General features: G+C 60.7%; 15 protein-coding genes. 13 read left to right on the plus strand and 2 right to left on the minus strand.

Annotation, left to right across the window (positions count from 1 at the left end):
• The first annotated feature begins 47 nt into the window (after window positions 1-47).
• From ABLV49_RS05590 to nagZ, 11 genes are all read left to right on the plus strand, one after another.
• Entirely contained in the window at window positions 48-1,007 is a 960-nt protein-coding gene (locus tag ABLV49_RS05590; protein ID WP_349280665.1) for a MucB/RseB C-terminal domain-containing protein, read from the plus strand.
• 140 nt (window positions 1,008-1,147) lie between these two features.
• Window positions 1,148-2,605, plus strand: a complete 1,458-nt coding sequence (locus tag ABLV49_RS05595; RefSeq protein ID WP_349281613.1) for a DegQ family serine endoprotease — start codon at window positions 1,148-1,150, stop codon at window positions 2,603-2,605.
• 383 nt (window positions 2,606-2,988) lie between these two features.
• Window positions 2,989-4,800, plus strand: coding sequence for a translation elongation factor 4 (gene lepA, locus ABLV49_RS05600; protein WP_011802435.1), 1,812 nt, complete (start codon window positions 2,989-2,991; stop codon window positions 4,798-4,800).
• Window positions 4,801-4,811: 11 nt separating this feature from the next.
• Window positions 4,812-5,777, plus strand: coding sequence for a signal peptidase I (gene lepB / locus ABLV49_RS05605; RefSeq protein WP_349280666.1), 966 nt, complete (start codon window positions 4,812-4,814; stop codon window positions 5,775-5,777).
• Window positions 5,778-5,846: 69 nt separating this feature from the next.
• Window positions 5,847-6,188 (plus strand): DUF4845 domain-containing protein, encoded by a 342-nt coding sequence (locus ABLV49_RS05610; protein ID WP_349280667.1) that lies wholly within the window; start codon window positions 5,847-5,849, stop codon window positions 6,186-6,188.
• On the plus strand, window positions 6,189-6,890 hold the full coding sequence (gene rnc / locus ABLV49_RS05615) for a ribonuclease III (protein WP_349280668.1): 702 nt from the start codon (window positions 6,189-6,191) through the stop codon (window positions 6,888-6,890).
• Between the two features lie 172 nt (window positions 6,891-7,062).
• A complete protein-coding gene (gene era, locus ABLV49_RS05620) occupies window positions 7,063-8,019 on the plus strand; it encodes a GTPase Era (RefSeq protein ID WP_349281615.1) in 957 nt (318 codons plus the stop codon).
• A gap of 183 nt (window positions 8,020-8,202) precedes the next feature.
• Window positions 8,203-8,952 (plus strand): DNA repair protein RecO, encoded by a 750-nt coding sequence (gene recO, locus ABLV49_RS05625; protein WP_349280669.1) that lies wholly within the window; start codon window positions 8,203-8,205, stop codon window positions 8,950-8,952.
• Between the two features lie 24 nt (window positions 8,953-8,976).
• Window positions 8,977-9,807, plus strand: coding sequence for a pyridoxine 5'-phosphate synthase (locus tag ABLV49_RS05630; RefSeq protein WP_349280670.1), 831 nt, complete (start codon window positions 8,977-8,979; stop codon window positions 9,805-9,807).
• Entirely contained in the window at window positions 9,807-10,199 is a 393-nt protein-coding gene (acpS, locus tag ABLV49_RS05635; protein ID WP_349280671.1) for a holo-ACP synthase, read from the plus strand. Before ABLV49_RS05630 ends, acpS begins: the two co-directional genes overlap by 1 nt.
• A gap of 65 nt (window positions 10,200-10,264) precedes the next feature.
• Window positions 10,265-11,323 carry a beta-N-acetylhexosaminidase gene (nagZ, locus tag ABLV49_RS05640; RefSeq protein ID WP_349280672.1) on the plus strand — a complete coding sequence of 353 codons (1,059 nt, stop codon included), beginning with the start codon at window positions 10,265-10,267 and terminating at the stop codon, window positions 11,321-11,323.
• A 21-nt stretch (window positions 11,324-11,344) separates the two neighbouring features.
• Here the strand turns inward: nagZ and ABLV49_RS05645 are convergent, their stop codons facing one another.
• Window positions 11,345-11,854 carry a YgjP-like metallopeptidase domain-containing protein gene (locus ABLV49_RS05645; RefSeq protein ID WP_349280673.1) on the minus strand — a complete coding sequence of 170 codons (510 nt, stop codon included), beginning with the start codon at window positions 11,852-11,854 and terminating at the stop codon, window positions 11,345-11,347.
• A 351-nt stretch (window positions 11,855-12,205) separates the two neighbouring features.
• Here ABLV49_RS05645 and ABLV49_RS05650 point away from each other — a divergent pair, with 351 nt between their 5' ends.
• A complete protein-coding gene (locus tag ABLV49_RS05650; protein WP_349280674.1) occupies window positions 12,206-14,137 on the plus strand; it encodes a hypothetical protein in 1,932 nt (643 codons plus the stop codon).
• Window positions 14,138-14,222: 85 nt separating this feature from the next.
• On the plus strand, window positions 14,223-15,407 hold the full coding sequence (locus ABLV49_RS05655) for a patatin-like phospholipase family protein (RefSeq protein ID WP_349280675.1): 1,185 nt from the start codon (window positions 14,223-14,225) through the stop codon (window positions 15,405-15,407).
• Between the two features lie 88 nt (window positions 15,408-15,495).
• On the opposite strand, the gene ABLV49_RS05660 is transcribed toward ABLV49_RS05655, so the two are convergent.
• Complete coding sequence (locus ABLV49_RS05660; protein ID WP_349280676.1) at window positions 15,496-16,113, minus strand: hypothetical protein; 618 nt, start codon at window positions 16,111-16,113, stop codon at window positions 15,496-15,498.
• Window positions 16,114-16,431: the final 318 nt, after the last annotated feature.

Consider the following 16,431-nt stretch of genomic DNA (forward strand, 5'->3'; position numbering starts at 1 on the left):
TTAAGTGTTTTAGGCCTTTTGCGCTTGTCCTGCATGCATTTATAGCTATGAATTATGTAGCAGCGCAGGTGCCGCCAGTCCCGGCCGCGCCCGCTGCATCGGTTTCGGACCCGCGCAGCCTCAATGACTGGTTGCTGCGCATGCATCAGGCCTCCAGCCAACGCTCCTACGTGGGAACCTTCGTGGTGTCGGCGGGTGGCAACATGTCCAGCGCCAAGATATGGCATGTCTGCGAAGGCAAACAGCAGGTGGAGCGGGTCGAAACCCTGACCGGCGCGCCGCGTTCGATCTTCAGGCACAACAACCAGGTGATCACCTTCATGCCGGAGCACAAGGTGGCGCGCAGTGAAAAACGCGAATCCCTGGGCCTGTTCCCCGAAATGTTCCAGTCGGCCGACAGCCGCATTGCCGGCTTCTACCAGTTCCGGCGGGAGGGCATCGAGCGGGTGGCTGGTGTTGACGCCGACATCATCACGCTCATGCCCAGGGACAGTCTGCGCTTTGGCTACCGCGTCTGGAGCGAGCGCCAGAACGGTCTGGTCGTGAAGCTCCAGACGCTCGATACCGATGGCAAGGTGATTGAACAGGCTGCGTTTTCAGAACTTCAGCTCGACGCGCCGGTCAGCATGAACCAGCTCATCCAGATGATGGGCAAGGTAGAAGGCTACCGGCTTGAAAAACCAGTGCTGGTCAAGACCACGGCAAGCGCTGAAGGCTGGGCCTTGAGGGCGCCTGTGGCCGGTTTCACGCCCATGAATTGCTACAAGCGGCCCGCTTCTTCGGCCGGCGAAGGGCCGCTACAGTGGATTTTTTCAGATGGCCTGGCGTCGGTGTCCATTTTTGTGGAGCCGCTCGACCGGCAGCGCCATGTCCGGGAATCCAGTCTTTCCCTGGGCGCGACCCAGACCCTGACCCGGCAGCTTGATGCGTACTGGATTACGCTGGTGGGTGAGGTTCCTGCCGCAACCTTGCAGCTTTTTGCCAGTGGGCTGGAGCGAAAAAAATAACAACCTGCCGCTTTGGCCTGAAATTTAGCGTGTCCCGCAGGTGCCCGGCCTTGCTTTGCACGTTCCTGATGCCTATTTGAAACTCTGCCGGTTTGCTAAACCCAATACTTCCAACACTATTTATGACGAGGCTGATGAAGATGCTTGAATTGAACCTGAAACCCCTGCGCCCTTACCTGACCGCAGGCCTGATGGCCATCGCGGCCACCACTGCCGTGCTGCCGGTGACGCCCGTATGGGCGCAGACCCGCACGCTGCCTGACTTTACCGATCTGGTGGACCAGGTGGGGCCGTCGGTGGTCAACATCCGGACCCTGGAAAAAGTCAAGGCATCGGCCGCAGGAAATATTGACGAGCAGATGCTGGAGTTTTTCAAGCGCTTCGGCATTCCCGTGCCGCCCAATACGCCGCGCGCGCCGCGCCCTGATCCCAGCCAGCCGGACGAAGACCAGCCGCGTGGCGTGGGCTCGGGATTCATTCTCACGACGGACGGCTTTGTCATGACCAATGCCCATGTGGTCGAAGGTGCGGATGAAGTCCTCGTCACCCTGACGGACAAGCGCGAATTCAAGGCCAGGATCATTGGCGCCGACAAGCGCAGCGATGTGGCGGTGGTCAAGATCGAGGCAACCGGCCTGCCGGCCGTCAAGATTGGCGACCTGAGCCGTCTGCGGGTGGGCGAGTGGGTGATGGCCATCGGTTCACCGTTCGGGCTTGAAAACACGGTGACGGCCGGCATCGTGAGCGCCAAGCAGCGCGACACCGGCGACTACCTGCCTTTCATCCAGACCGACGTGGCCATCAATCCCGGCAACTCGGGCGGACCGCTGATCAACATGCGCGGCGAGGTCGTCGGCATCAACAGCCAGATTTATTCACGTTCCGGCGGTTTTCAGGGTATTTCGTTTTCCATCCCTATTGACGAGGCGACGCGTGTGGCGGAGCAGTTGCGCATCAGCGGCAAGGTGACGCGCGGGCGCATCGGCGTGCAGATTGACCAGGTGACCAAGGACGTGGCCGAATCCATCGGCCTGGGCAAGGCGCAGGGCGCGCTCGTCAGGGGCGTGGAGAGCGACGCGCCTGCCGAGAAAGCCGGCATCGAAGCGGGCGACATCATCACCAAGTTTGAAGGCAAGACGATTGACAAGGCCAGCGACCTTCCGCGCATGGTGGGTAATGTCAAGCCGGGCACCAAGGTGACGGTGACCGTGTTCCGGCGCGGCGCCACCAAAGACCTGTCGGTCACCATTGCCGAAGTCGAGGCCGACAAGCCTGCCCGCCCGGCTGCCAAATCCGAATCCAGGCCGCCCGTGGCCGGTCCCGCGCAGGCATTGGGCCTGGCGGTGAGCGACATCACGGATGCCCAGAAAAAGGAACTCAATGTCAAGGGCGGCGTCAAGGTCGATACGGTCGATGGCGCGGCCGCAAGAGCCGGACTGCGCGAAGGCGATGTGATTGTGTCGATGGCCAACACGGAAGTGACTGGCGTCAAGGGATTCGAGGCGGCGCTGGCAAAAATTGACAAGTCCAAAAATATCACCGTGCTGGTTCGGCGCGGTGAACTGGCGCAATTTGTCATCATCAAGCCGGCGCGTTGATGCGTTGCTGTAATGCATGAAAATCAGCTTCTTGATGAGGCTGGTTAGAATGCAGCAGCATTTCAGGGATTTTTGGCATCAGCGTTTCGCAATTTTTCTTCAACCGCGAACAGCCAGGGCAGCGCTTGCCGGGTGTCGATCCCTATAAAATTGTAAAAAATCTTGTCCCCCAGACCCTTGCTGCCAGTCGTTAAGGTCAACACTTGCCGATTTTGAAACTGTTCGGCGCCGGCTTTTTGCCTACAATGAAGTTCCAACTTTCGCAGTTGCCATAGATTGTTGGTTCAGGGCGCGTCACTGCAAGACGCGCCCTTTTTTATGGTTTTTTTGCAATGGCCTGTCTTTTCTTTGCAATCTATTCAAGTACTTAGGCGTTCCTGTTGATGAATCACATTCGAAATTTTTCGATCATTGCGCACATTGATCATGGCAAGTCCACGCTTGCAGACCGGCTGATCCAGCGCTGCGGCGGCCTGCAGGACCGGGAAATGAGTGCCCAGGTACTTGATTCGATGGACATCGAAAAAGAGCGCGGCATCACCATCAAGGCGCAGACCGCTTCGCTGAAATACAAGGCCCTTGACGGCCAGGTCTACAACCTCAACCTGATTGACACGCCGGGCCATGTTGACTTCTCTTACGAAGTGAGCCGTTCGCTGTCCGCCTGCGAGGGCGCGCTGCTGGTCGTCGATGCCAGCCAGGGTGTCGAGGCGCAAACCGTGGCCAATTGCTACACCGCGCTGGATCTGGGCGTGACGGTGGTGCCGGTGCTCAACAAGATGGATTTGCCGCAGGCAGACCCCGACAACGCCAAACAGGAAATCGAAGAGGTGATCGGCATCGATGCCACCGATGCGATTCCCTGCAGCGCCAAGACCGGCATGGGCATTGACGAGATTCTCGAAGCCGTCGTCGCCCTGATTCCCGCGCCCAAGGGCAATCCCGACGCCGCCCTGCGCGCCATGATCATTGACAGCTGGTATGACGCTTATGTGGGCGTGGTCATGCTGGTGCGCGTGGTCGATGGCCGGCTGGCCAAGGGCGACCGCATCAAGCTGATGGCCAGCGAGGCGACCTACAACGCCGAGCAGCTCGGTGTCTTCACGCCGCACACCGAGGCGCGCCAGGCGCTTGAAGCCGGCGAGGTCGGCTTCGTGATTGCCGGCATCAAGGAACTCCAGGCGGCCCGCGTGGGCGACACCGTCACCCTGATCAAGGGCGGCACGGGCGGCGCGGCTTTTACCGCCACCGAGGCCTTGCCCGGTTTCAAGGAAATCCAGCCCCAGGTGTTTGCCGGCCTGTATCCGTCGGAAGCCAGCGAGTACGAGTCGCTGCGTGATGCGCTGGAAAAGCTCAAGCTCAATGATGCTTCGCTGCATTACGAGCCCGAGGTCAGCGAAGCGCTGGGTTTTGGCTTTCGTTGCGGCTTTCTGGGCCTGCTGCACATGGAAATTGTCCAGGAGCGGCTGGAGCGCGAATTCGACCAGGACCTGATCACGACCGCGCCCAGCGTGGTGTACGAAGTGCTCAAGGCCGATGGCACAACCATCAAGGTCGAGAACCCGTCGAAGATTCCGGATGCCGGGCGCGTCAACGAGATTCGCGAGCCCATCGTGACCGTGCATCTGTACATGCCGCAGGACTATGTCGGCGCCGTCATGACGCTGGCCAACCAGAAGCGCGGTGTCCAGCTGAACATGGCTTACCACGGCAAGCAGGTCATGTTGACCTACGAAATGCCGCTGGGCGAGATCGTTCTGGACTTTTTTGACAAGCTCAAATCGGTGTCGCGCGGCTATGCCTCGATGGACTACGAGTTCAAGGAATTCCGCGCCTCCGACGTCGTGAAAGTCGATATCTTGCTCAACGGCGAAAAGGTCGATGCGCTGTCCATCATCGTTCACCGCAGCCAGTCGGCCTACCGGGGCCGGGCGGTGGTCGCCAAGATGCGCGAGATCATTTCGCGCCAGCAGTTCGACGTGGCGATCCAGGCGGCCATCGGGGCCAACATTATTGCCCGTGAGACAATTAAGGCTTTGCGTAAAAACGTGATTGCCAAGTGCTACGGCGGCGATATTTCCCGCAAGAAGAAGCTGCTTGAAAAGCAAAAGGCGGGCAAGAAACGTATGAAACAAATCGGTTCGGTGGAGGTGCCGCAAGAGGCTTTCCTCGCCATCTTGCAGGTGGAAGATTGATGCGCGGCCTCATGAGTTCCATCACGGCCGTGGTACTGGCCGCTTTTGTTGGCTACGGAGCAGCCTGGTATTTTGGCGTGGTCGAAGGCAACTTTTCAGCCTTGCTGTTCCTGGCCACCGTGGTGACGGGCATTTACTGGCTGGCTGAGCGGTTTTACTTTTTGCCGCAGCGGCGCAAGGCGGTGGCTGCCCTTGAGGCGAATGCGGTCAACAGGCAGGCGGAACTGGCCAAAATGGGCATCAGCCAGGTCGATGACAACACCGCTGAAGCCAAAAGCCGGCTCATCATGCAGCCCTGGTGGCTGGACTGGACCGCCGGCCTGTTCCCGGTGATCATCATCGTTTTCCTGCTGCGCTCCTTCCTGTTCGAGCCTTTCAAGATTCCGTCGGGCTCGATGATTCCGACGCTGCTGGTCAATGACCTGATCCTGGTCAATAAATTTCACTACGGCGTGCGGCTTCCCGTCATCAACCTCAAGGTGCTGGACAACCACAGCCCCGAGCGAGGCGACGTGATGGTGTTCCGCTACCCACCCAAGCCCAGCCTGGACTACATCAAGCGCGTGGTCGGCATTCCGGGCGACGAGGTGGCCTACCTGAACAAAAAGCTCACCATCAATGGCAAGCCGCTGCCGAAGACGCCTCTGCCCGATTTTTTCGATGCCGACTCCATGCGTTATGCCAAGCAGTTCGAGGAAACCAATGCCGAGCGGAGTTATCGCCTGCTCAATGATGACGAGCGGCCGTCCTTCATTGCCGGGGCTGACAATTTCCAGTTCAGGGAAAACTGCCGCTACAGCACCGAAGGCGTCGTGTGCAAGGTGCCTGAAGGCCACTATTTCATGATGGGCGACAACCGGGACAACTCGCTCGATTCACGCTATTGGGGCTTTGTTCCAGAGCAGAACATTGTCGGCAAGGCATTTTTTGTCTGGATGAACTTCGGCAACCTCAAGCGTATTGGTTCTTTTGATTAAATCCAGCAGGCATCGCGATTCAATCGCCCAACCGGGCAATACCATGAACTTCAGTCAGGACACACATCAATGAAACATCGGCAACGTGGCATCTCTTTCATCGGACTTCTGTTTGTGGGCGGTGTGGTGGGCGTCGCCTTTGTCCTGGCAGCCCAGGTGCTGCCAACGCTGATTGAACTGCAGGCCATCACCAAGGCCGCCAACAAGGCCTCAGGCGGCAGCACCGTGCCTGAAATCAGGGCCATTTTCGACAAAGCCGGGGCGATTGACGACATTCACTCGATTTCCGGCAAGGATCTTGAAGTGAGCAAGGAAGGCGACAAGACGGTCGTGGCTTTTGCCTATACGCGGGAAATCCACATGGCAGGACCCGCCTACCTGCTGCTCAAGTACAACGGGCGCTCCAAGTAAGTGCGCTCCACCCCCAGTTCCAGCCCCGCACTGCAGGCCTTGCAAAAGCGCCTGCAGCATGAGTTTGCCACGCCAAAACTTCTTGTCCAGGCGCTGACGCACCGCAGTTTCTCAAGCGATCACAATGAACGCATCGAGTTTCTGGGCGATTCCGTCCTGAACCTGGCGGTTGCCGGACTGTTGTATGAGCAGTTGAGCGAGTTGCCCGAAGGCGATCTTTCGCGTGTGCGCGCCAACCTCGTCAAGCAAGATACGCTGCACCAGCTGGCCGTGGTTCTGGGCTTGCCCGACCTGCTTCGGCTGGGCGAGGGCGAAGCCCGGTCTGGCGGAAAAAACCGCCCCTCCATGCTGGCCGATGCGCTGGAAGCGGTGATTGGCGCGGTGTATCTGGATGCGGGCTATGACAAGGCCGACCAGCTGGTGCGCCGCCTGTTCAAGGACGTGCAGGTCAATCCGCAAATGAAGGCCATCGGCAAAGACCCAAAAACCGAATTGCAGGAGTGGCTTCAGGGGCGCAAAATGCGTCTTCCCCTCTACAAGGTTGTCAGCACCATGGGCGCCGCACACCAGCAGACTTTTGAGGTCGAGTGCGAAATAGCCGAATTTGGCCGCGCTGAACGCGGCATTGGCGTCTCGCGCCGTGCCGGCGAGCAGGCCGCTGCAACGGCCATGCTGCTGTTTGTCAAGACACTGGCTTCCTGACGCATTTTTGCCAAGGCCTTATTACAGGCCGCAGCCCAACACGATTGAATTGATTATGAGTACCGGTAAAAAAGAACCCAGCCAACCCGTCGAAACCTTGCCGCAGGCCGAGGGAACGACGGCATCTCCACGGTCCGTTGAACCGGCACAGAGCCAGGATGCGCTCGATGCCATGCTGGCCCAGGCCATTGCCTCGCGTGGAGCGGCCGTGCCGGCAGACGGCAACGCGCCCAGCCTTCCACCCGTGGGCGAGCAGCGCTGCGGCCTGATTGCGATTGTCGGCAAGCCCAATGTGGGCAAATCCACCCTGCTCAATGCGCTGGTGGGGCAAAAAGTCAGCATCACCTCGCGCAAGGCGCAGACCACGCGCCACCGCATCACCGGCATGCGGACCCGCGCCGCGACGCAGTTTGTGTTCGTGGACACGCCGGGTTTTCAGACCCGGCACGGCAATGCCCTGAACCGTTCGCTGAACCGCACCGTCGTGGGCGCCGTGAACGACGTTGACCTGATCGTCTTCGTGGTCGAGGCCGGCCAGTTCAACCTGGCCGATGCCAAGGTGCTGGCCCTGCTGCCCGAGAAAACTCCGGCCATCCTGCTGGCCAACAAGTTTGACCTGATTCACCGCCGCGCCGAAATCGCGCCCTGGCTGCGCGCGATGCAGGAACGGCACAACTTTTCGGAATTCGTGCCGATGTCGGCCAACAATGCCAAGGATGTTGAGCGCCTGTTCGGTATCTGCGAAAAATACCTGCCGGTGCAGCCCTGGATGTACGGCGCCGATGAACTCACCGACCGCAGCGACCGCTTCATGGCCGCCGAGATCATCCGCGAAAAGCTGTTTCGCCTGACCGGCGACGAGCTGCCCTACACCTCTACCGTGGTGATTGAGAAATACGAAGAAGAGGGCAACCTGCGCAGGATCGCCGCCACCATCATCGTCGAGCGCGACGGCCACAAGGGCATGATCATTGGCGAGAAGGGCGAAAAGCTCAAGCGCATCGGCACCGAAGCCCGGCATGAACTCGAAACCCTGACCGGCGGCAAGGTGTTCCTGGAAATCTGGGTCAAGGTGCGCTCCGGCTGGGCCGATGACGAGGCGCGCGTTAAAACCTTCGGCTACGAGTAGGAATGGCCCCCACGCTCCCCACTGCGTGTGGTTCGCTGCCCCCCGAGGGGGCCGCCCCGCCTGCGGCCCGGCTAAGCCGGTTCCGCGGCCGGAACTTGCAGGGGCGGGGGCTGGCATTGGTTTGTCTTTCGGTATCGAAGCGTGCCTCGGGCGACTTGACACCACGGCTTTTGGCTTAAGCCGGTGGCCAGCCAACGCATCAGTAACGAGCCTGCCTATGTGCTGCACCGTTACGACTGGAGCGAATCCAGCCTGATCCTGGATGTGTTTACCCGCCACTACGGGCGGGTGGCGCTGGTGGCGCGCGGGGCCAAGAAACCCAGTTCCAGCTTTCGGCCCATCCTGCTGCCGCTGCAGCCCTTGCATGTCGCCTTTGGCGGCGATGCCGAAATCCGCAACCTCAAGAGCGCCGAATGGCAGGGCGGCCATGTGATGCCCAGCGGCGATGCGCTGCTGTCGGGCTACTACCTCAACGAGCTGCTGATGCGCCTGCTGGCTAGAGACGACCCGCATCCGCTGCTGTTTGATGCCTATGCCGCCACGGTCCAGCTGCTGGCCAGCCAGAATCCCGACACGCTTCAGCTGGCGCTGCGCGCATTCGAGTTGCGCCTGCTGCAGGGTATTGGCCTGCTGCCACTGCTGGACGCGGAAACCGCCACCTTGACGCCCCTGGCCCCGGACCAGCGTTATGTGCTGGTGGCCGAAGCCGGCCTTCGGCAGGCGCATGACGACGACCGCTTCAGCCTGCCCGGCGCGCAGTGGCAGGCGCTGCAGCAGGCCTTGAGCGGCAAGGCGCTGTTTTCGGATACGCTGCAGGCCTGTGTCGCTTGCGCGAATGAACTCAAAATCCAGTTGCGTGCCTTGCTGCACTACCATTGTGGCGTCAGGGTTTTGAAAACCCGGCAGATGATGATGGACCTGCAAGCCCTTTAACGATTGATTTCGATTGATTCCGCCATGATCGCTCTATTCCATTCCGACCACCGCTCCCACCCACCGCATCCGCCCGGCACCCAGAAGACGGCGCTGTCGGTCAATGTCAACAAGGTGGCGCTGCTGCGCAATTCCCGGCACCTGGACATCCCGAGCGTCCTGCGCGCCGCCGAATTGTGCCTGCAGGCCGGGGCGCAGGGCATCACCGTGCATCCCCGGCCCGACGAGCGCCATATCCGCTCCGACGACGTGTATGAAATCGCCGCGCTGATGAAGGACTGGCCGCATTGCGAGTTCAACATTGAAGGCAATCCGCTGCAGAACCTGATGCATTTCGTGCGCGACCTGTCGGCCAGGGGCCTGCCGCTGCACCAATGCACCTTCGTGCCCGACAGCGAAGGCCAGTTCACCAGCGACCACGGCTGGAGTTTTCCGCAGGATGCCGAGCGGCTCAAGCCGCACATCGAATACGCCCATGCACGCGGCGTGCGCGTCAGCCTGTTCATGGACCCGCTCCCCGAAGCCATGGCTGCGGCCAAGGCCGTGGGCGCCGATCGCGTCGAGTTGTACACCGAGAGTTATGCCCAGGCCTGGTCCGGCCCTGAAAAAAACAAGGTATTAAGCCAGTTTGCGCAGACTGCACGGGCGGCAGTAGCTATCAATTTGGGAGTGAATGCCGGTCACGACCTGAACCGCGACAACCTGAGCGAATTCCTGCGCGCCGTGCCCGGCGTGCTGGAAGTCTCCATCGGCCATGCGCTGATCGCCGATGCGCTGGAGCTGGGTTACGACGCCACGGTGAAAGACTACCTGCGCTGCATCAACGAGGCATTTGCGCCGGCTGCCGCTGTCTGATGATCTACGGCCTTGGCACCGACATCTGCGACATCCGCCGCATCCGGGCCAGCCTGGAGCGCCACGGCGAGCGCTTCGCCCAGAGAATCCTCAGCGACGCTGAACTGGCGACCTGGACCGCGCGCAGCGCACGCTGGCCGGACCGGGGCGTGAGTTACCTCGCCACCCGCTTTTCCGCCAAGGAAGCCTTCAGCAAGGCCATTGGCCTGGGAATGCGCATGCCCATGACCTGGCGGCACTGCGAAATCGCCAATGCCGCCAGCGGAAAGCCCGAGATCGTGCTGCACGGCGCGCTCAAGGACTGGTTTGACGACCGCCAACTCACTGCCCATGTCACCGTGAGCGATGAAACCGACTACGCTGCCAGTTTTTGCGTTGTAGAGAAAAAATAGGCTTTTGCGCAGGCAGAGCCTGCGCAAGCAGCTATCAATTTAATAGTTATCCTGAAAATATCCCAATGACCCAGCACGCCCCCCTGATCATCGACATCGCCGGCCTGAGCCTCGGCAAAGCCGACCGCCGCCGCCTCAAGCATCCGCTGACCGGCGGCATCATTTTGTTTGGCCGCAACTGGAAAGACCGCCAGCAACTCGAAAAGCTGTGCGCCGAGATCAAGGACATCCGCGACGACCTCTTGATTTGCGTCGATCATGAAGGCGGCCGCGTGCAGCGTTTTCGCACCGATGGCCTGACGCACCTGCCGCCCATGCGCGCCTTGGGCGAGCAATGGATGCGCGACCAGCTGGTTGCCACCAATGCCGCGACGGCCTGCGGCTATGTGCTGGGCGCTGAATTGCGGGCCTGCGGCGTGGACTTCAGCTTCACGCCGGTGCTCGACCTGGATTATGGCGAGAGCGGCGTGATCGGCGACCGCGCCTTCGGCCGCGACCCGCGCGTCGTCAGCCTGCTGGCCAAGAGCCTGATGCACGGCCTGCTGCAAAGCGGCATGGGCAACTGTGGCAAGCATTTTCCCGGCCACGGCTTCGTCAAGGCCGACTCCCACACCGACATTCCGGTGGACACGCGCACCCTCAAAGCCATCCTGAAGGACGACGCCGCGCCTTACGAATGGCTCAACACCACGCTGTCGAGCGTGATGCCGGCGCATGTGATCTACCCCAAGGTGGATGCATTGCCCGCCGGCTTTTCCAGCAAATGGCTGAACTTCATCCTGCGCAGCCAGCTCGGCTTTGGCGGCGCGATTTTCAGCGACGACCTGAGCATGGCTGGCGCCCGCCTGATCGGTGGCCGGGAAGTGAGTTACCTGGAAGCGGCCATCGTCGCGCTGAACGCCGGCTGCGACATGGTGCTGCTGTGCAACCAGTCGGTGGGCGAGGGCAAGCCGGTCGATGAATTGCTTGACGGAATGGCCGAAGCGCTGCTCAAGGGCCAGTGGGAAGCGCTGGAAGCCAGCGAGCTGCGGCGGCTGGCCTTGCTGCCGCAAACGCCGGCGCTGGAGTGGGATGAGTTGATGGTGCATCCGGCCTACATGCACGCGCTGGGGCTCATTCCCTGATGCCGTGAGGGCCTGGGCCGCTCAGCCCATGGCGGGCCACTCCAGCTTGCCCGCCGCGTCGATGTGCGTCAGGTACACGCGCAGGTCAAACTCATACTGGTGGTACTGCGGCTCCATGTAGGTGCAGAGTTGGTAAAACGCCTTGTCGTGCGCTTTTTCCTTGATGTGCGCCAGCTCATGCACGGCAATCATCCGCAAGAATTCCACCGGCACGTCCTTGAACAGCGACGCCACGCGGATTTCGCGCTTGGACTTGAGCTTGTTGCCCTGCACGCGTGAAATGGTGGTGTGCGTGCCGAGTGCATGCGTGATGATCTGCAGCTTGCTGTCAAACATCACTTTCGACAGCGGTTCGGAATTGCGCAAAAAATCATTTTTCAGCACCATCACGTAGTCGTACAGGGCCTTGTCGGTTTTGACCGTGTGCGCATGCCTGTATTTGGCAAGCAGGCTGTCCCCCAGCCGTCCTTGCGCCAGCAACTGCTGCACCTGCGTTTGGAGGCTTTCTGGGTAGGCGGCAAGGTATTTCATCGGATTCACTATTATTTTCATAGCTAGATACGCTTATGGATAATGCGCAAAAGCCTTATTTGATGCCGATATTGACGGCTTTTTCACGGTTCTGGATGGTAGCGGAAACCGGCAGGCCGCTTTGTCAGCCCGCAACTGGAAACCCCGACCGGAGCTTGCGGCAACGGTCCAGTTTGTGCCGCCCGCCTTTGTATTGAGAAGTAATTCTCATGGATGTAGATGCAGCAGGCGGGAAGAATTGCAAGCCGGTTCGCATCAAAACTGCCTTCATCCCGAAGCCCGGCGAACTTGAACGCGCCTGCAAGCACGACAGCTTGCGGTTCGGCAATTTGGTTTCAAGGGGAGTAAATGATGGCGAAAAACGTATTGCGATTCACCCAGGACATGGCCGCTGCCAGCGAAGAGGTCACGCGACTGGGCGGCCGGATCGTCCAGCAGTTCAGCCCGACCGTGTTCGTGGCCGAACTGCCGGATGGCAGCGATGAAACGGCGATGACGTCCTCGACCGATCAGCCGGTCCAGCCGCTGGACGCTGCTTCGCAGTTGGCCGTTGATGCCTGGACGCAGGCCCGTGCAGCCAGGAGCGCCCGTGCCGGCGCGGCGCGATCGCCCACCGAGGGGCTCTCGTGGGACACGCCGGGCTACCAGCCTCCGCGCGAGTTCGACACGCCTGAAGCCGGCGCGCGCTCCGCCCGCGAAGCCGAACTGGTGGCCGAATCGACCGGCACGCCGACCAGCCGCTACATGGTCGGTTCGGTGGCTGTCGGGGTCATTTTGGTGTCGCGCAATACCGGGGCGGAAGTTCTGAGCGACGCAGAGCGGGTCAAGATCGTGCAGGAGGTTCAGGAGGGGCTGGGCTGGCTCGCCGGTGTCGAGCCCCGGGCCAGGGTTTCATTTGTGTATGACATCCGCATGGTGACGGTGTCGTCCGCCACCGGGCCGTATGCCGGCGTCACCGAGCCTTACGAGCGCTACGAGAGGGACTGGCGGGACGCCGCGCTGGCCAGCATGGGCTACGGGCCTGGGCGCGGAGGATACCAGAAGTACGCCAACGACCTGCGCACCAGCCGGCATACCGACTGGGCCTACGTGGCCTTTTTCACCAAGTACCCGCTGAACCACTTTGCCTACGCCATCGTCGAGAAGGTGGTGATGAACTATGCCAATGACGGCTGGGGCCCCGACAACATCAACCGGGTGTTCGCCCATGAGTCCTGCCACATCTTCGGGGCGGCGGACGAATACGGCTCGTGTGCCTGCGGCAGTACCAGCGGCCACCTCGCGGTGCCCAACAGCAATTGCGTCAACTGCTTCCCGCCAGGCGCCCAACAGGCTTGCCTGATGAACGCCAACACCCTGTCGATGTGTGATTTCAGCAGGCGGCAAATCGGCTGGGACGAGCGGCTGTTCCCCAGGCTCACGGGCTGGTCGGGCTGGGTCGCGCTCGGCGCGCCTTCGACCGGATTTGCCGGTGCGCCAGCCGTGATCTCGCGCAACGGCTCGGTCTGCAACATCTACGTGCGTGGTGCCGACAACGCGCTGTGGCAAAAGGCCTGGTTCAACAACGCCTGGCATGACTGGGGACGGCACAACGACGGCGGCGTGCTGGCGTCCGAGCCCGCGCTGGGCTCCATGGGGCCGGACCACGAGCATGTGTTCGTGCGCGGCACCGACAACCAGGTCTGGCAGAAATTCTGGAAAGCCGCCAGCGGCTGGTCGGGCTGGTTTGCACTCGGCGCGCCTCCGGTTGGCTTCACGGGCGGCCCGGCCGTCATCTCGCGCAACGGCTCGGTCTGCAACATCTACGTGCGCGGCGCCGACAACGCGCTGTGGCAAAAGGCCTGGTTCAACAACGCCTGGCATGACTGGGGACGGCACAACGACGGCGGCGTGCTGGCTTCCGAGCCCGCGCTGGGCTCCATGGGGCCGGACCACGAGCATGTGTTCGTGCGCGGCACCGACAACCAGGTCTGGCAGAAATGGTGGACAGGCGCCGGCGGCTGGTCGGGCTGGGTCGCGCTCGGCGCGCCTCCGGGCGGATTTGCCGGTGCGCCATCCGTGATCTCGCGCAACGGCTCGGTCTGCAACATCTATGTGCGCGGCACCGACAACGCCCTCTGGCAGCGGGCCTACTGGAATGGCGCCTGGCACGACTGGGGACGGCACAACGACGGCGGGGTGCTGGCTTCCGAGCCCGCGCTGGGCTCCATGGGGCCCAACCACGAGCATGTGTTCGTGCGCGGAACCGACAACCAGGTCTGGCAGAAATGGTGGCAGGGTTGAGCTAAGGCCCATGCAGGGGCAATGCGACTGGCATCGAAAGAGGCGTTGACGGTTCAAGATTTTCATTTTTGGTAATCTTGGCCGAATGACTATTTCAAATAATTCCTTCTTGGAAGCACCCGCCAGCGGCCATCGCCTGATCAATCTGGCGCTGCAGGGCGGCGGTTCGCACGGTGCGTTCACCTGGGGCGTGCTGGATGCCCTGCTGGAAGACGGCCGCATCGACATTGAAGGCATCAGCGGCACCAGCGCCGGCGCCATGAATGCTGTCGTGCTGGCCCATGGCCTGGCGCAGGCGCACGGCCAGCCCAGGCGGGGCCGTTATGAGGCGGCCCGACAGGCACTGATGAATTTCTGGAGCGGCATCGTCGATCTGGGCGCCGTGTCGTCCTCGGTTTCGCAGTCGCTGTCATGGTGGCAACGCGCGCCTTTCAACATCTTGCTGGGGCAACTGGGCGGCGGCATCTGGTCCGCCTCGCGCTGGGCTGATGACATGACCCGCTACTGGTCCGGCAGCTTGTCGCCTTACCAGAGCAATCCGTTTGACATCAATCCGCTCAAGGATTTTCTGGAATCCCAGGTCGATTTCGAGCGGCTGGCGGCAACTCCGTACCCGGCCACGCCCAAGCTATTCGTGGTGGCCACGCGCGTCAGCACCGGCAAGGCCGAGGTGTTTTCAGGCCAGCGCCTGACGGCCAGCGCAGTCATGGCGTCGGCCTGCCTGCCGATGGTGTTTCAGGCGGTCGAGATAGAAGGCGATCACTTCTGGGATGGCGGCTATGCCGGCAATCCGGCGCTGCATCCCCTGATTTACCAATGCCAGAGCCGCGACATCATGCTGGTCCAGATCAATCCCATCGAGCGTGACAAGTTGCCGACCCAGCCCGGGGAAATCGCTGACCGGGTCAACGAGATCACCTTCAATGCCGGACTGGTTGCCGAGATGCGCGCCATCGATTTCGTCAAAAGGCTGCTGGCCGAGGGCAAGCTCGATCCCCAGCGCTACAAGGACGTGCTGCTGCACCGCATCGACGGTGGCGAGGCGCTTGAGAAATTCAATGCATCGACCAAGGCTTCGACCGATGCCCGCCTTATTTATTCGCTGCGCGACCTGGGAAGGCTATGCGCAAAAGAGTGGCTGATCAAGCGCTTTAAATTGCTCGGTATCGAATGCAGCGTCAACATTGCGCGTGACTACCTCGACGATTTGCGGCTTCCGGTGGAACGATTAACGGGTGCTGCGGTGAAGTCCACGGATGCCTTGCCCTGACGGCGTATCAGGCTCCGCCAATGCTCTGCATGCAATGCGACGGCAATCGGGTCAAGCGGTTGGGAATGAGCCCGTTGCCACACGGGTCTCAGTGTGGACTGGCCAGTCTGGGTTCACGGGCTTCCTCATTCTCGCCGCCGGCCCTGGACTGCGACCAGACCGTGAGCAATGCCATACAGGCAAACCCGCCAGCAATCAGCACCGGATACGCGGCCATGATCTGGACCAGGGAGTATTTCCAGTTGAGCGGGCGGCCAATGCCCAGCATGGCCGCATAAAACCACGAAACACCCGATACCGCACCGGTAAACAGGGCCAGGCGGCGCTGTCCGAATGACAGCCTGAGCAGTGATCCCGCCTTTTGCAGCGCTGGCAGCACGTACTTGTGCAATGCATAGCCGTTCATCGTCAACAGCATGACGATAGCCACCTTGGACTGCAGCTTGGGATTCGCAAAATAGCCCCATCCCTTGAGGGAAGCGTCCAAAGTGACGATGGCGGCACCTGTAACCCACAATGCGAGCAGCGAATGGGACACTGTTTTTTGCAGGTCTGACAGGTGATGGGGATCAAACCTTTCGTTCGGATCTGCCCTGAAGAGCTGTTTGAGCATGGCAATATCGCTGGTCACAACCAGTCCGATGGCTACGCAACAGGCAATAAGATGCATGAATACGATGCCCATGCGTGTAAATTCGATTTCCATTCACTGAGTCCCAAGGTTAAAAATTACAAAGGATGCTTGGGGCAAGACATGGGTTAGGACCATGACCCAGGCAACCGCTGAAACGACTTCAGGACGAAGTGTGAACGACCATGACCATGCGGCTTGTGTGTGCATGCAACGTGATGTAGCGATTAAATCTATTTCCATCTGTAACTTTTCCGCATAGGACTACTCCTGCGTACAAAGCTACAGACGGAATGACTGTGAAGCTCATCGTAACTTCACAGTATGAAATTTGGTTAACTTTGTATCAAGATACTTTTGTTACATAAACCAGACACGATTTGCCTGCCAGTG

It is taken from the genome of Polaromonas hydrogenivorans, assembly GCF_040105105.1.
Classification (GTDB): domain Bacteria; phylum Pseudomonadota; class Gammaproteobacteria; order Burkholderiales; family Burkholderiaceae_C; genus Polaromonas; species Polaromonas hydrogenivorans.

Excerpts from the sequence above, each read along its gene's own strand:
- nagZ (WP_349280672.1), top strand. The coding sequence starts at position 10,265 with ATGACCCAGCACGCCCCCCTGATCATCGACATCGCCGGCCTGAGCCTC.
- ABLV49_RS05590 (WP_349280665.1), top strand. The coding sequence starts at position 48 with ATGAATTATGTAGCAGCGCAGGTGCCGCCAGTCCCGGCCGCGCCCGCT.
- ABLV49_RS05630 (WP_349280670.1), top strand. The coding sequence starts at position 8,977 with ATGATCGCTCTATTCCATTCCGACCACCGCTCCCACCCACCGCATCCG.
- acpS (WP_349280671.1), top strand. The coding sequence starts at position 9,807 with ATGATCTACGGCCTTGGCACCGACATCTGCGACATCCGCCGCATCCGG.
- ABLV49_RS05655 (WP_349280675.1), top strand. The coding sequence starts at position 14,223 with ATGACTATTTCAAATAATTCCTTCTTGGAAGCACCCGCCAGCGGCCAT.
- ABLV49_RS05645 (WP_349280673.1), bottom strand. The coding sequence starts at position 11,854 with ATGAAATACCTTGCCGCCTACCCAGAAAGCCTCCAAACGCAGGTGCAG.
- ABLV49_RS05610 (WP_349280667.1), top strand. The coding sequence starts at position 5,847 with ATGAAACATCGGCAACGTGGCATCTCTTTCATCGGACTTCTGTTTGTG.
- era (WP_349281615.1), top strand. The coding sequence starts at position 7,063 with ATGCTGGCCCAGGCCATTGCCTCGCGTGGAGCGGCCGTGCCGGCAGAC.
- ABLV49_RS05650 (WP_349280674.1), top strand. The coding sequence starts at position 12,206 with ATGGCGAAAAACGTATTGCGATTCACCCAGGACATGGCCGCTGCCAGC.
- ABLV49_RS05595 (WP_349281613.1), top strand. The coding sequence starts at position 1,148 with ATGCTTGAATTGAACCTGAAACCCCTGCGCCCTTACCTGACCGCAGGC.
- lepB (WP_349280666.1), top strand. The coding sequence starts at position 4,812 with ATGAGTTCCATCACGGCCGTGGTACTGGCCGCTTTTGTTGGCTACGGA.
- lepA (WP_011802435.1), top strand. The coding sequence starts at position 2,989 with ATGAATCACATTCGAAATTTTTCGATCATTGCGCACATTGATCATGGC.
- ABLV49_RS05660 (WP_349280676.1), bottom strand. The coding sequence starts at position 16,113 with ATGGAAATCGAATTTACACGCATGGGCATCGTATTCATGCATCTTATT.